Consider the following 12,711-nt stretch of genomic DNA (forward strand, 5'->3'; position numbering starts at 1 on the left):
CGAACAGTCCGGCGGTAACGCGTGTGATGACGGCGATCATTCCTGCGCCGGGTCATCGGTGCAGGTGGCCAGGAACGTCTTGCCGTCCTGTTCGGCGACCTGAGCGGGGTTGAGCCAGCCCACATCCTGGAACCAGTAGGTGTCATTCGGATGGTCGGCTGACCCGTCGATCACCTCGGCGATCTGTGCGGTGGAGCCCCATCCGCCGTCGCCTCCGTAGACAGAGATGCGTACCGAATCCGCACTGCGCCAGTCGAAGTCAGCGGGCAGCGGTTTGGTGGCCTGCAACCCCGGGTAGGGGCCACCCACCGTGAGGTGCTCAGCGTCGAAGGCCGCGTTGCCCGGTGCGCGGAGTTCGAGTTCAACCTCGCCCGGCTCGAAGTACAGGCTGAACGCCGTGGCTCCAGGACATGGAGAACCCGTCCAGATCTGTAGGTTGCCGTCCGTGACACGCGCGCCGAATGCCGGCCGCAGCGACGGGGCGAACGGGGCCGTCTGTTCCCAGCTGTCCTGACCACAGCCAGCGACGAGCGCGACGATCATCGCGATCACCGCAGCAACACGACCCATCAGTGATACCCCCCGTCGGACAGCCCGGCGTCCTCTTCGAGTCTGTTGGTCTTGCCGAGGACCTTCTCGCGGAAGATCTCCCAGCCGTACTCCCTGAGCATGGTGCCGTAACCCTTGTCGGCCCACTGCTGTGAATGGCGTTCCTCGTGATGAAGAATCCGATCGAGATCGAGCCGGCCCTGGCTCCCATTGCCGTCCTCCGCCGGGTACCACATCTGGCCGGACTCGGCGACCTGTTTGAGTTGCTGCGCGGCATCACTGGGGTCATCGATGTTCAGCATGAAGATGTCACCCCAGGTGGAGCCGCCTGCCTCGCTGTACAAGTCCTGTAACTGGTTGCCGCCGAGCCCCATTAGCATTCCGTTCGGCGTGGTCATCAGTCGACCGCCGTTGCTGTCCACGAAGCCGACGTCCTTGTCGTAACTCCAGGAGTTCGCTTCCTGCCGGTCAATGATCCGCTGCACCTCGTCGGCGGAGTACGGGGTCTCCGCGAAGTCCTTCGTGCCCGGTGAATCGCCATAGTCGGTGCCCACGTTGAGAACGTAGGTCATCAGGGCCGCCTTGCGTGCGTCCTCACCCGAGGTCCCCTTGGGGATGAGGAAGAACGACTTGCCGTCCTTGTCGGTGACCTTCTCCATGCCGTTGAGCACCTTGAAGCTCTCCGGGGTGATGTTGTGTCGGCGGGCGATGTCGACGATGACCTCCGGTGGCACACCCTGGCGTTGGGCGTTCTCGAGCCATTCCCGGTAGTAGCCATCTGGCGGTGGGCCGTCGAGCAGACCCGCCTCGCGCAGGGCCTTCTCATAAGGGTTCTGGGGTTCGGCGGGCTTGTCACCGTCCTTGCCGTGCTGATCGCCACCCGCGAACCTCTGGTCGCCCAGTGCCCGGTACTCCGCATCGAGGCCACGGATTCCGGCACCGATGGCGTTCAGTTCGCCGTTGGACCGCGAGACGATCTGGGCCACCTCGCCGAGGCCCTTCTGCACGATCGGCAGCAGCATCCGCTCGCCGGCCGCGTTGCGGGGAATCGCGCTGGCCGCATCAAGCACCCACTTGCGGACCGCCTCGAGGTCGGCCCGTCCGGCGGTGACCACCGCAGCTGTCCTGTCGATCTGAGTCCGCAGGCGTTGGTCCAGGCCGCCGAGTTCGCCGATCACCCGACGGTGCTCGGTGTTGACCGCGGCATAGGCAGCGGACGCCGATCCAGTCCACCGGGATCCGGGCGCAGCGGCGCTCAGGTCGGATTCGAGTTGGCCGAGTTGGCTGCTGGCGTCGAACGGTTCGCCCGTCTGCGGTGTGCCCTGACCGAAGGTTGTCCGAGCGTTCGACCAGGTCGACGTGAACGCATCGAGCACACCCATGCGCGCCTCCCCAGCCCGCCGTGGCGATCGGTTCGCCAGCGATCCCATTCTCCCATGGGCCGCGGCGCCGGAAAGCGCGAATCTGGTGCGCCGAACTCAGGGTTCACAGACCACCAGCGGGACCACCCGGTCGGCGGCGTCACGATAGTTCTTGTACGGCGGATACATCTTGATCAGCACCGGCCAGTACCGCCTGCGTTCCTCGTCGGTCGCGTCGCGGGCCGTCATCGCCCGGTGCTCGTCGCGAACCTGTACCTGCACAACGGGATTGGCCTTCAGGTTGCGGTACCACATGGGGTTGCCGTCACGACCGCCGAATGATGCGGGCAGCACCACCTTCTCGCCGTCGCGAAGATAGAGCGTCGCGGTGGTTCTCGGCAGACCCGACTTACGGCCCGTCGTGGTGAGCAGTGCGGCTGGGAACCACAGGAGTTTCGCGCCGACCCTGCCATTGGTGCGCCGGTACACGGCGATGTGGGCACGCCCGAAGTACTTCATCGCCCGAGCCAGCAGTGTCGAGTTCCGGATCCGATCCGCCGTGCGGCCCATCTCCCGAGCTTAGCCAGGGGAGGCACTTCCCAAACGCGCTACTTCTTGGTGCGCCGGCTGCCGCCGTGCCAGTCCTCCTGTGTGCCGACCGCGTCGGCGTCGACACCGAAGCTGGCCAGCTGCGGCCGCTCGCGCAGGCTGCGCTTGATCTCTGCGAAGCCGGGAAACGATGCCAGCCCGACGACGTGGTCCCACAACACGCCCGCGTCGGCCTCATCGGGCAGTCGACTGATCACCGGACCGAAGAACGCGGTACCGGCGGGTGGTTGAAAGTGCAGGATCGGGGTTCCGACGTCGCGACCCGTGAGGGCCAGCGCCTCCTCCGTTTCGGCGCGAATCTCGTCGTCGAGACCTGTGTCATCGAGCGCGTCGGCCAGATCCGTTGGCAGGCCAACCGAACTCAGGAGGGGCTCCAACATGTGCCGTGCACCCTGATCGGATGCCGACAACGGGTCGACGGCGCGCGATGTGTCGAAGATGCGGGTGCCGATTGCCTCATACAGGGGGCCGACGGCACCGCGGCCGTATTCGGCGCGCACTCGTGCGGCCACTCTAAGCAGCCGGAGTCCTGCGGTGTGCCCGGCCTCGTACTCGGGTGGGAAGTGCGACGCGTAGTCGATGTTCGCGTTGAGGATCCGCAGCGAGATGAAGCGCCAGTCCACCCGATAGTCACGCTGCGCGGCGACCACCCGCACCCACTTGCTCGTGAGCCAGGCGAACGGGCAGACGGGGTCGAAGTAGAAGTGCAGATCGGCCTGAGCTTCGGCACTCATGCCGGCTCGCAGACCACCAGCGGGATCTTGCGCTCGGTCCAGGACTGGTAGTCGTCGTATGTCGGGTACATCGCGACGAGCTTGGGCCAGTACAGGTTCCGCTCATCCTCGGTGGCCTCGCGTGCGGTCAGGACGAGCTTCTCGTCCTTGATCTCGACGGTGACCTTCGGGTTGTCGCGTAGGTTCAGGTACCACATGGGGTGTTTGTCGCTGCCGCCCTTGGAGGCGGCCACGATCACGCGGTCCCCGTCGCGAAGGAAGTACAGCGGGCTGACGCGTGGCTCGCCGGTCTTGCGGCCGATGGTGGTCAGCAGCGCGACCGGGATGCCCTGAAAGTTGCCGCCGAGGCCCTCGCCCTTGTTGCGGCGGTACATGAAGGTGTTGATGCGAGACATCCACTTCACGGCGAAGTCGCCGAATGCGGTGTCCATGTACTTGGGGCGTGATTTCGGCATGGCGCGATCCTAATCGCGTTACGCGCGGTGCAGGAAGGGGTGGAACCGGACCCGGATGTGGTGGATCAGCCCGTCACTCGCCGGGATGAGGAACGTCTCGTCGACGTGTGCCGCCACGCGTGTGCCGCCCACCGAGAACTTGGTGAGCACGTCGTAGCGGGCGTTCACCTCATCGCCTTCGATGGTGTAGTCGGCCGGGGTAGTGGCCCCGATGACGCGGTACTGCGGACCGCGATTCAGGCTGCGCCGCAGGTGGTTTCCCGAGAATCCGTTCTTCATGCCCTGCTCGATCCGAGTGCACTGCGGTGCGAACGGAACAGCGTCCCCGTCGTGGGTGACGAGCGCGTCTATGTAGGCCTTCGCCGCAGCGATGCGCTCGGCATCGGAAACGGGCACGGGTTAGATTCGCTCGATGATCGTGCCGGTGGACAGTGCGCCGCCCGCACACATCGTGATGAGCGCGGTGCTCTTGTCGGTGCGCTCCAACTCGTGCAGCGCCGTCGTGATCAAGCGGGCCCCGGTGCTGCCGACCGGGTGACCGAGTGCGATGGCACCGCCGTTGACGTTCACCTTGTCCATATCCGGGTTGTGCACCCGGGCCCACGACAGGACGACCGATGCGAAGGCCTCGTTGATCTCGACGATGTCGATGTCGCCCATCTTCATACCGGCCTTCTCCAGCACCTTGGCGGTCGACTGCACCGGCCCGTCGAGGTGGTAGTAGGCCTCCGAGCCGACGTTGGCCTGGCTGACGATGCGGGCGCGCGGCTTCAGCCCGAGCGCCTTCGCCTTGTCCTCGTCCATCCACAACACGGCTGCCGCGCCATCGGAGATCTGCGATGACGTGCCGGCGGTGTGGATGGCGCCCTCCATGACGGGCTTCAGCGCGGCCAGGCCCTCAAGCGTGGTCTCGCGCAGCCCTTGGTCGCGGGTGACGGGCGCCCGCTCGGACGTCGGCCGCTTGTTCTCGTCGAGTACCGGCGCGACGATAGGCGAGATCTCGCGGTCGAACCGGCCCTCGGCCCAGGCCACCTTGGCCTTCTGCTGCGAGGCGAAGCCGAACGCGTCGATCTCCTCACGGGTGATACCGCGCCGCTTGGCGATCCGCTCGGCGGCGGTGAACTGATCTGGCATGTCGATATCCCAGGACGAGGCCCGAATGATCGAGCGGTCCGGTCCGGCGTTGGCGCCCAGGCCCACCCGACTCATCGCCTCGATGCCGCAGGCGATGCCGATGTCGATCGCGCCGCCTGCGATGAGGCCGTGGACCAGATGGTTGGCCTGCTGCGCGCTGCCGCACTGGCAGTCCACCGTGGTGGCGCCGACGTGCTCGGGCAGGCCCGCGGTCAGCCAGGCGACCCGGGTGATGTTGTTGGACTGCTCACCGAACTGGGTGACGCAGCCGCCGATGAGCTGCTCGACGTCACCGGCGTCGATGCCGGCCTTGGCGACTAGAGCCTTCTGGACCTCGCCCAGGAGTTCGGTCGCGTGCAATCCGGATAGCCAACCGTTGCGCTTGCCGATGGGGCTGCGAGTGGCTTCGACGATGACAGGGTTACCCATCTCGCCAGGCTAGAACACGTTTCATAAGTCTGACAAGCTGCGATGTCGCCACGCCTTTGATCTGCGGTGAACCCATGTTTTACTGGCACTAGAACACGTTGCAATTGAGGAGAGCACCCCTATGGCACCCCCCATGATTCCGGCAGACTTCGACTTCCTCGACGCGAATCTGAACCTCGAGCGCCTTCCGGTCGCCGAACTCGCCGAGTTGCGCAAGTCAGAGCCCGTGCACTGGGTCGACGTGCCGGGCGGAACCGGCGGATTCGGGGACAAGGGCTACTGGCTGGTCACCAAGCACGCCGACGTCAAGGACGTGTCCAAGCGCAGCGACGTCTTCGGCAGCTCACCCGACGGAGCCATCCCGGTCTGGCCGCAGGAGATGACGCGCGACGCCATCGACCTGCAGCGGGCCGTCATGCTGAACATGGACGCGCCGCAGCACACCCGTCTGCGCAAGATCATCTCGCGCGGTTTCACGCCGCGCGCTGTTGGGCGGCTGGAGGCCGAACTCGCCGAGCGTGCCCAGAAGATCGCCGAGACCGCGGCGGCCGCGGGTTCCGGCGACTTCGTCGAGCAGGTCTCCTGCGAGTTGCCGCTGCAGGCCATCGCCGGTCTGCTGGGCGTGCCGCAGGAGGACCGCGACAAGCTGTTCCGCTGGTCCAACGAGATGACCGCCGGTGAGGACCCGGAGTACGCCGACGTCGACCCGGCGATGTCCTCGTTCGAACTCATCACCTACGCGATGAAGATGGCCGAGGAGCGCGCCAAGAACCCCACCGAGGACATCGTCACGCAGCTGATCGAGGCCGATATCGACGGCGAGAAGCTGTCCGACGACGAGTTCGGCTTCTTCGTCATCATGCTCGCGGTGGCCGGTAACGAGACCACGCGCAACTCGATCACCCACGGCATGATCGCGTTCTCGCAGAACCCCGATCAGTGGGAGCTCTACAAGAAGGAGCGCCCGGGTACCACGGCCGACGAGATCATTCGCTGGGCCACGCCGGTGTCGGCGTTCCAGCGCACCGCTCTCGAGGATGCCGAACTCTCGGGTGTGCAGATCAAGAAGGGCGAGCGGGTGGTGTTGTCGTACCGCTCGGCCAACTTCGACGAAGAGGTCTTCGACGATCCGCACAGCTTCAACATCCTGCGCGACCCGAACCCGCAGGTCGGTTTCGGCGGCACCGGCGCGCACTACTGCGTCGGGGCGAACCTGGCCCGGATGACCATCAACCTCATCTTCAACGCGATCGCCGATCACATGCCGGATCTCAAGCCGATCGGTGAGCCCGAGCGGCTGAAGTCGGGCTGGCTCAACGGCATCAAGCACTGGCAGGTCGACTACACCGGCGCCAAGGCGTAGACAGCACTTACGCTTTCAGGGTCGCCGCGCGCGGACGTGGCGCACGAATCAAGGAGGATTCGGGTGGACTTCAGTCCAGACGAAGGTCAGCAGGCCGTCACCGACGTGGTGGCCTCAGCGCTCGGCCGTGACAACAGCTGGAACGCGCTCGTCGACGGCGGTGTCATCGCGTTCGGTGTTCCCGAGCGGCTCGGTGGTGACGGGCTTGGCCTGCCGGAGATCACCTCGGCGCTCACCGAGATCGGCAGACATGGCACCGTCAGTCCAGCACTGGCGACGCTCGGCCTGGGGCTTCTGCCGCTGCTCGATCTGGCCTCCTCGGAACAGCAGGACCGCTTCCTGGCCGGCGTGGCCAAGGGCGGCGTGCTCTCGGCGGCGCTCAACGAGCCTGGCGCGTCACTGCCGGAACGGCCGGCGACTGTTCTGGCCGACGGCAAGCTGTCGGGCACCAAGATCGGCGTCCCCTTTGCGGCACTTGCAGATTGGCTCGTCGTCACGACCGACAGCGGTGTCGTCGTCGTGTCGCCCAAGGCCGACGGCGTGACGCTCGCCCAGTCTCCGACGTCCAACGGATCCGATGAGTACTCGGTGACGTTCGCCGGGGTGGCTGTGCCCGACACCGACGTGCTGGCCGGCGCGCAGGTGCACCGGGTCAACCAGCTCGCACTGGCCGCTATCGGTGCGTTCGCGGCGGGCCTCGTCGCGGGTGCGCTGCGGTTGACCGCCGACTACGTCGCCACCCGCGAGCAGTTCGGCAAGCCGTTGTCGACGTTCCAGACCGTCGCCGCTCAGCTGGCCGAGGTCTACATCGCATCGCGCACGATCTCACTGGCCGCGACGTCGGTGGTGTGGCGACTGGCGGAGGGGCGTGACGCCGAGGAGGACCTCGACGTGCTGGGTTACTGGCTGGCGTCGCAGGCGCCGCCGGTCATGCAGATCTGTCATCACCTGCACGGCGGCATGGGTATGGACATCACCTACCCGATGGACCGCTACTACTCCACGATCAAGGATCTGACCCGGCTGTTGGGCGGTCCCTCGCTTCGTCTGAATCTTCTTGCGGCCTCCAATCTGGTGGGAGCGTAATGCACATCGAACTGACTCCGGAGCAGCGTCAGCTGCAAGCCGAACTGCGACAGTACTTCTCGACTCTCATCTCGCCCGAAGAGAATCAGGCGATGGAGTCCGACCGGCACAACGAGGCCTACCGTGCCGTCATCAAGCGGATGGGATCCGACGGCAAGCTCGGCGTGGGCTGGCCCAAGGAGTTCGGTGGGCTGGGGCTGGGGCCGGTCGAGCAGTCCATCTTCGTCAACGAGGCCGCGCGCGCTGATGTGCCGCTGCCCGCGGTGACACTGCAGACCGTCGGCCCCACGCTGCAGGTGTACGGCAGTGAGATGCAGAAGAAGAAGTTCCTGCCCGCCATCCTGGCCGGCGAGGTGCACTTCGCGATCGGCTACACCGAGCCCGAGGCGGGCACCGACCTGGCGTCGCTGCGCACCACCGCGATCCGCCATGGCGACGAGTACATCGTCAACGGCCAGAAGGTGTTCACCACGGGTGCACACGACGCCGACTACATCTGGCTGGCGTGCCGCACCGACCCGGATGCGGTGAAGCACAAGGGCATCTCGATCCTCATCGTCGACACGAGGGATCCGGGCTACTCGTGGACGCCGATGATCCTGTCCGACGGTGCCCACCACACCAACGCGACGTACTACAACGACGTCCGGGTGCCCGCAGACATGGTCGTCGGCGAGGTCAACGCGGGCTGGCGCCTGATCACCACGCAGCTCAACCACGAGCGCGTCATGCTCGGCCCCGCAGGCAAGGTGGCGTCGATCTATGACCGGGTGCACGCGTGGGCTTCCAAGCCCGGCGGCAACGGCGTGACGCCCATCGACAATGACGACGTGCTGCGTCTGCTCGGCGAGATCAAGGCCATCTGGCGGATCAACGAGCTGCTCAACTGGCAGGTCGCCGCGGGCGGCGAGACCATCGAGGTCGCCGATGCCGCAGCCACCAAGGTGTTCGGCACCGAACGCATCCAGAAGGTGGGCCGGCTGGCGGAGGAGATCGTCGGCGCATACGGCAACCCCGCCGAGCCCGAGACCGCAGAACTGCTCAAATGGCTTGACTCACAGACGAAACGCAATCTGGTCATCACCTTCGGTGGCGGTGTGAACGAGGTGATGCGGGAGATGATCGCCGCGTCGGGGCTCAAGGTTCCGAGGGTTCCGCGATGAGCGCTTGCGCGAAGAGCCGAGGAGCCCGATGAGCGCTTGCGCGAAGAGCCGAGGAGACCGATGAGCATCGACGAGATCCAGGCTGCGGCCGAGCGGGTCAAGGCCGAGGGCAGGAGCAAGCCGCGGGTCGGCAGGCACCCGGTCAATCAACCGATGGTCGACCACTGGCTCGACGCGATCGGTGACAAGAACCCCATCTACGTCGACGAGTCGGCCGCCAAGGCGGCCGGTCACCCCGGGGTCGTGGCACCGCCCGCCATGATCCAGGTGTGGACGATGATGGGTCTCGGCGGTGTCCGGCCCGACGACGATCCGCTGGGCAAGATCCTCGAGTTGTTCGATGACGCCGGCTATATCGGTGTCGTAGCGACCAACTGTGAGCAGACCTACCACCGCTATCTGCGTCCCGGCGAGGAAGTCAGCGTCGCCGCGGAACTGACTGACGTGGTCGGCCCGAAGCGGACCGCATTGGGTGAGGCGTTCTTCATCACGCAGCGCATCACCTGGTCGGTCGGCGACGAGGATGTCGCCGAGATGATGTGGCGCATCATGAAGTTCATTCCGGCTGACCATGAGCAGGCGCCGTCGTCAGTGCCAGATGACCTTGATGCCGATTCCGCCATGCGTCCGGCGTCTTCCAAGGACACCAAGTTCTTCTGGGACGGCGTCAACGCGCGCGAACTGCGTGTCCAGAAACGCGACGACGGCTCGCTGCAGCATCCGCCGGTGCCGGCGCTCTGGCTCGACAAGGAGCAGGAGACCGATTACGTCGTCGCCTCCGGCAAGGGCACCGTGTTCAGTTTCGTGGTGCACCACGCGCCAAAGGTGCCGGGTCGCACGCCCCCGTTCGTCATCGCCCTCGTCGAACTCGAGGAAGGCGTGCGGATGCTCGGCGAACTACGCAACGTCGACCCCTCCACCGTGGAGATCGGAATGCCCGTCCGCGCAATGTATATCGACTTCCCGGCCAACGACGTCGGGCCGGCTTGGACCAACTACGCATGGGAGCCGGACCTGTGAGCGCACCCGTCATCGAGGTCGGCACCACGCTGCCTGAACTCAAGCTGTACGGCGACCCGACGTTCATCGTGTCGACCGCGATCGCCACGCGCGACTATCAGGACGTGCACCACGACCGGGACAAGGCCCAGGCCAAGGGTTCCAAGGACATCTTCGTCAACATCCTGACCGACACCGGTCTGGTGCAGCGCTACATCACGGATTGGGCGGGCCCGTCCGCGGTAATCAAGACCATCGGTCTGCGACTCGGGGTGCCGTGGTACGCCTACGACACAGTGACGTTCGCCGGGGAGGTCACTGCGGTGGAGGACGGTTTGATCACGTTGAAGATCGTGGGCAGCAACAGCCTTGGTGATCACGTCATCGCCAACGCGACCCTGACGGTGGGTGTCTGATGGGAGAGCTCTCCGGTAAGGCAGCGATCGTCGGCATCGGCGCCACCGACTTCTCGAAGAACTCGGGGCGCAGCGAGTTGCGACTGGCCGCCGAGGCGGTCCTCGACGCGCTCGACGACGCCGGTCTGACACCCGCTGACGTCGACGGTATGACGACGTTCACCATGGACACCAACACCGAGGTCGCTGTCGCGCGGGCCACCGGTATCGGGGACCTGAAGTTCTTCTCCAAGATTCACCATGGTGGTGGGGCGGCTTGTGCCACCGTGCAGCAGGCGGCTGTCGCGGTGGCCACCGGTGTCGCGGATTGCGTTGTGGCGTACCGGGCTTTCAATGAACGCTCCGGCATGCGGTTCGGCCAGGTGCAGATGCGGCTGGTGGAGAACGCCGACTCAACCGGTGTCGACAACTCGTTCTCCTACCCGCACGGTCTCTCCACGCCGGCAGCGCAGGTCGCGATGATCGCCAAGCGCTACATGCATCTCTCCGGAGCTACCAGCAGGGATTTCGGTGCGATCTCGGTGGCGGACCGCAAGCACGCTGCGAACAATCCCAAGGCGTACTTCTATGAGAAGCCGATCACCATCGAGGAACATCAGGCCTCGCGATGGATCGCCGAACCGCTCCGACTGCTGGACTGCTGCCAGGAGACCGACGGCGGTGTCGCGCTCGTCATCGTCTCGGCCGAGCGGGCCAAGGACCTGAAGAATCGGCCGGCGATCATCGAGGCGGCCGCCCAGGGGGCGAGCCCGGACCAGTATTCGATGGTGAGCTACTACCGTCCCGAACTCGACGGCCTGCCCGAGATGGGGTTGGTGGGTAAGCAACTCTGGTCTCAGTCTGGCCTGAAGCCCGCAGACATCCAGACCGCGATCCTCTACGACCACTTCACGCCGTTCACGCTGATCCAGTTGGAGGAGTTGGGCTTCTGCGGGTGGGGTGAGGCCAAGGACTTCATCGCCGACGGTGCCATTGAGATCGGCGGCAGGCTGCCCATCAACACCCACGGCGGGCAACTGGGCGAGGCCTACATCCACGGCATGAACGGTATCGCCGAAGGTGTTCGCCAGCTGCGCGGTACGTCGGTCAACCCGGTCCCGGACGTCGAGCATGTCCTGGTCACGGCGGGTACGGGCGTGCCCACCTCGGGGCTCATCCTCGGCTGAGGTCTCGCGGCAACCTGAGATTGCCGCCTTCGAACCGCGTGCTGCGGCGGTACTGTCTAGAACGACACTCGGACACGCGTAAGGGGAGCCGCGTCATGGGACTCCAGCAGGATGTCAGCCCGTACGGGTCGCAGACGGTTATGGGACCTGGTTGGCCCAACGTCGACGAGGACGCGCTCGCGGCTTCGGCGGCCCAGTACGAGGCGTTGGCTGCAAAGCTGACCGGATCGGTCGTACCGCTGCAGCAGAGCCAGTTGATGTCGCTCTCGGACAGCTGGAAGGGCGGGGGAGCGGTCGCCGCGGCCGGTGAGGCCACCACGATCATCGGTGGGCACGAGGCCAATGCCGCCCAGGCGGCCTCGATCGCGCTGAAGCTGCGCAGTATGGAGGTCACCGTTGCGCGGACCAAGGCACTGGTCAACGCGACGGCGATGGAGACGCAGCGGGAATGCGAGGCCATCCAGGCGATGCCTATCAGCAACACCGCGGAACTGATCCAGAGTCGGCTCAAGATGGGTCTGGCGCAGAACACCGCCTACGTCAACGCCAACACCGCCGAACTCGCCAACGGCCTCGGGGTGTCTCCCACCCTCCCGCCGACCGGAGCCCCCACCGCGCCCATGCAACAGGGCGCCGAGAAGGCGGCCAAGGCGGGTGAGGAAGCCGGTGGGATGGGCTCGGAGCAGGGCATGCAGATGATGATGCAGATGGCCTCGATGGGCGCTCAACTGCCGCAGCAGATCGGCGGGATGCTGACGCAGGCCCCGCAACAACTCATGCAGCCGCTGCAGCAGTTGGCGCAGCCGCTGCAACAGCTGACATCGATGTTCGGCGGCAAGGGGGGTTCCGGCGGCGCTGGGGCCATGCCCTTCTCATCGTTCTCGAACCACCCGTTGGCCGGCGGATCGGGCGCGGGCTCCGGCGGCGGCATGGTCAAGGCGGCGTCGCTGCCGGGTTCCGGCGGTATCGGGGCGCAGACCCCGATGATGGCGAGTCTGATGGGCACCTCCATGGACGCCTCCGCCATGCGCGCCGGTGCGGGCGGAGGCGCGGTTGGCGGTCTGGCCCCGGTCGGGGCCGGGGGCATGGGCGGCATGGGCATGATGCCCCACCGCGGGGAGTCCGGCGGTGGCTCCTCCTCGTCGCTCGCGGCGCCTGCCGCTCTCGAGTACGACCTGGCCGAGGACGACGTCGACGATGACTGGTGAACGACGATGACTTGTGAACGGCGGTGCGCCACAAGCGAA

Annotated in this window: 14 protein-coding genes; 7 read left to right on the plus strand and 7 right to left on the minus strand. The window is 66.0% G+C overall.

Features of this window, described 5'->3' with window-relative positions; genetic code table 11:
• Nucleotides 1-36 precede the first annotated feature (36 nt).
• The 7 genes from ACZY0X_RS21750 to ACZY0X_RS21780 all read right to left on the minus strand — a co-directional run bounded on the left by ACZY0X_RS21750 (nucleotide 37) and on the right by ACZY0X_RS21780 (nucleotide 5,271).
• Complete coding sequence (locus tag ACZY0X_RS21750; protein WP_463773302.1) at nucleotides 37-570, minus strand: hypothetical protein; 534 nt, start codon at nucleotides 568-570, stop codon at nucleotides 37-39.
• Nucleotides 570-1,931, minus strand: coding sequence for an EspA/EspE family type VII secretion system effector (locus ACZY0X_RS21755; RefSeq protein WP_463773303.1), 1,362 nt, complete (start codon nucleotides 1,929-1,931; stop codon nucleotides 570-572). Before ACZY0X_RS21755 ends, ACZY0X_RS21750 begins: the two co-directional genes overlap by 1 nt.
• A gap of 96 nt (nucleotides 1,932-2,027) precedes the next feature.
• Nucleotides 2,028-2,480: a nitroreductase family deazaflavin-dependent oxidoreductase gene (locus ACZY0X_RS21760; RefSeq protein ID WP_463773305.1), complete on the minus strand. Its 453-nt coding sequence runs from the start codon at nucleotides 2,478-2,480 to the stop codon at nucleotides 2,028-2,030.
• A gap of 38 nt (nucleotides 2,481-2,518) precedes the next feature.
• Nucleotides 2,519-3,253: a mycothiol-dependent nitroreductase Rv2466c family protein gene (locus tag ACZY0X_RS21765; RefSeq protein WP_463773306.1), complete on the minus strand. Its 735-nt coding sequence runs from the start codon at nucleotides 3,251-3,253 to the stop codon at nucleotides 2,519-2,521.
• The gene (locus tag ACZY0X_RS21770) at nucleotides 3,250-3,708 is read right to left on the minus strand and encodes a nitroreductase family deazaflavin-dependent oxidoreductase (RefSeq protein ID WP_463773307.1); all 459 of its coding nucleotides are present in this window, start codon (nucleotides 3,706-3,708) and stop codon (nucleotides 3,250-3,252) included. Before ACZY0X_RS21770 ends, ACZY0X_RS21765 begins: the two co-directional genes overlap by 4 nt.
• A gap of 18 nt (nucleotides 3,709-3,726) precedes the next feature.
• The gene (locus tag ACZY0X_RS21775; protein ID WP_463773309.1) at nucleotides 3,727-4,104 is read right to left on the minus strand and encodes a DUF8021 domain-containing protein; all 378 of its coding nucleotides are present in this window, start codon (nucleotides 4,102-4,104) and stop codon (nucleotides 3,727-3,729) included.
• 3 nt (nucleotides 4,105-4,107) lie between these two features.
• Nucleotides 4,108-5,271 (minus strand): steroid 3-ketoacyl-CoA thiolase, encoded by a 1,164-nt coding sequence (locus ACZY0X_RS21780; protein ID WP_463773310.1) that lies wholly within the window; start codon nucleotides 5,269-5,271, stop codon nucleotides 4,108-4,110.
• Between the two features lie 121 nt (nucleotides 5,272-5,392).
• Here ACZY0X_RS21780 and ACZY0X_RS21785 point away from each other — a divergent pair, with 121 nt between their 5' ends.
• The 7 genes from ACZY0X_RS21785 to ACZY0X_RS21815 all read left to right on the plus strand — a co-directional run bounded on the left by ACZY0X_RS21785 (nucleotide 5,393) and on the right by ACZY0X_RS21815 (nucleotide 12,672).
• Entirely contained in the window at nucleotides 5,393-6,634 is a 1,242-nt protein-coding gene (locus ACZY0X_RS21785) for a cytochrome P450 (protein WP_463773311.1), read from the plus strand.
• Nucleotides 6,635-6,697: 63 nt separating this feature from the next.
• Nucleotides 6,698-7,720 (plus strand): acyl-CoA dehydrogenase family protein, encoded by a 1,023-nt coding sequence (locus ACZY0X_RS21790; RefSeq protein ID WP_463773313.1) that lies wholly within the window; start codon nucleotides 6,698-6,700, stop codon nucleotides 7,718-7,720.
• A complete protein-coding gene (gene fadE29, locus ACZY0X_RS21795) occupies nucleotides 7,720-8,883 on the plus strand; it encodes an acyl-CoA dehydrogenase FadE29 (protein ID WP_463773314.1) in 1,164 nt (387 codons plus the stop codon). Before ACZY0X_RS21790 ends, fadE29 begins: the two co-directional genes overlap by 1 nt.
• 60 nt (nucleotides 8,884-8,943) lie before the next feature.
• Nucleotides 8,944-9,903: a bifunctional MaoC family dehydratase N-terminal/OB-fold nucleic acid binding domain-containing protein gene (locus ACZY0X_RS21800; RefSeq protein ID WP_463773315.1), complete on the plus strand. Its 960-nt coding sequence runs from the start codon at nucleotides 8,944-8,946 to the stop codon at nucleotides 9,901-9,903.
• A complete protein-coding gene (locus tag ACZY0X_RS21805) occupies nucleotides 9,885-10,298 on the plus strand; it encodes a MaoC family dehydratase (protein WP_463773317.1) in 414 nt (137 codons plus the stop codon). The genes ACZY0X_RS21800 and ACZY0X_RS21805 overlap by 19 nt, the downstream gene beginning before the upstream one ends.
• Complete coding sequence (locus ACZY0X_RS21810; protein WP_463773318.1) at nucleotides 10,298-11,464, plus strand: lipid-transfer protein; 1,167 nt, start codon at nucleotides 10,298-10,300, stop codon at nucleotides 11,462-11,464. Before ACZY0X_RS21805 ends, ACZY0X_RS21810 begins: the two co-directional genes overlap by 1 nt.
• 95 nt (nucleotides 11,465-11,559) lie before the next feature.
• Nucleotides 11,560-12,672 carry a hypothetical protein gene (locus tag ACZY0X_RS21815; RefSeq protein WP_463773319.1) on the plus strand — a complete coding sequence of 371 codons (1,113 nt, stop codon included), beginning with the start codon at nucleotides 11,560-11,562 and terminating at the stop codon, nucleotides 12,670-12,672.
• Nucleotides 12,673-12,711 lie beyond the last annotated feature (39 nt).

The organism is Mycobacterium sp. IDUB_39 (assembly GCF_055419205.1).

Bases quoted from the DNA above. Each gene is read 5' to 3' on its own strand.
- ACZY0X_RS21750 (WP_463773302.1), bottom strand. From the start codon at position 570: ATGGGTCGTGTTGCTGCGGTGATCGCGATGATCGTCGCGCTCGTCGCT.
- ACZY0X_RS21755 (WP_463773303.1), bottom strand. From the start codon at position 1,931: ATGGGTGTGCTCGATGCGTTCACGTCGACCTGGTCGAACGCTCGGACA.
- ACZY0X_RS21760 (WP_463773305.1), bottom strand. From the start codon at position 2,480: ATGGGCCGCACGGCGGATCGGATCCGGAACTCGACACTGCTGGCTCGG.
- ACZY0X_RS21765 (WP_463773306.1), bottom strand. From the start codon at position 3,253: ATGAGTGCCGAAGCTCAGGCCGATCTGCACTTCTACTTCGACCCCGTC.
- ACZY0X_RS21770 (WP_463773307.1), bottom strand. From the start codon at position 3,708: ATGCCGAAATCACGCCCCAAGTACATGGACACCGCATTCGGCGACTTC.
- ACZY0X_RS21780 (WP_463773310.1), bottom strand. From the start codon at position 5,271: ATGGGTAACCCTGTCATCGTCGAAGCCACTCGCAGCCCCATCGGCAAG.
- ACZY0X_RS21785 (WP_463773311.1), top strand. From the start codon at position 5,393: ATGGCACCCCCCATGATTCCGGCAGACTTCGACTTCCTCGACGCGAAT.
- fadE29 (WP_463773314.1), top strand. From the start codon at position 7,720: ATGCACATCGAACTGACTCCGGAGCAGCGTCAGCTGCAAGCCGAACTG.
- ACZY0X_RS21800 (WP_463773315.1), top strand. From the start codon at position 8,944: ATGAGCATCGACGAGATCCAGGCTGCGGCCGAGCGGGTCAAGGCCGAG.
- ACZY0X_RS21805 (WP_463773317.1), top strand. From the start codon at position 9,885: ATGGGAGCCGGACCTGTGAGCGCACCCGTCATCGAGGTCGGCACCACG.
- ACZY0X_RS21810 (WP_463773318.1), top strand. From the start codon at position 10,298: ATGGGAGAGCTCTCCGGTAAGGCAGCGATCGTCGGCATCGGCGCCACC.
- ACZY0X_RS21815 (WP_463773319.1), top strand. From the start codon at position 11,560: ATGGGACTCCAGCAGGATGTCAGCCCGTACGGGTCGCAGACGGTTATG.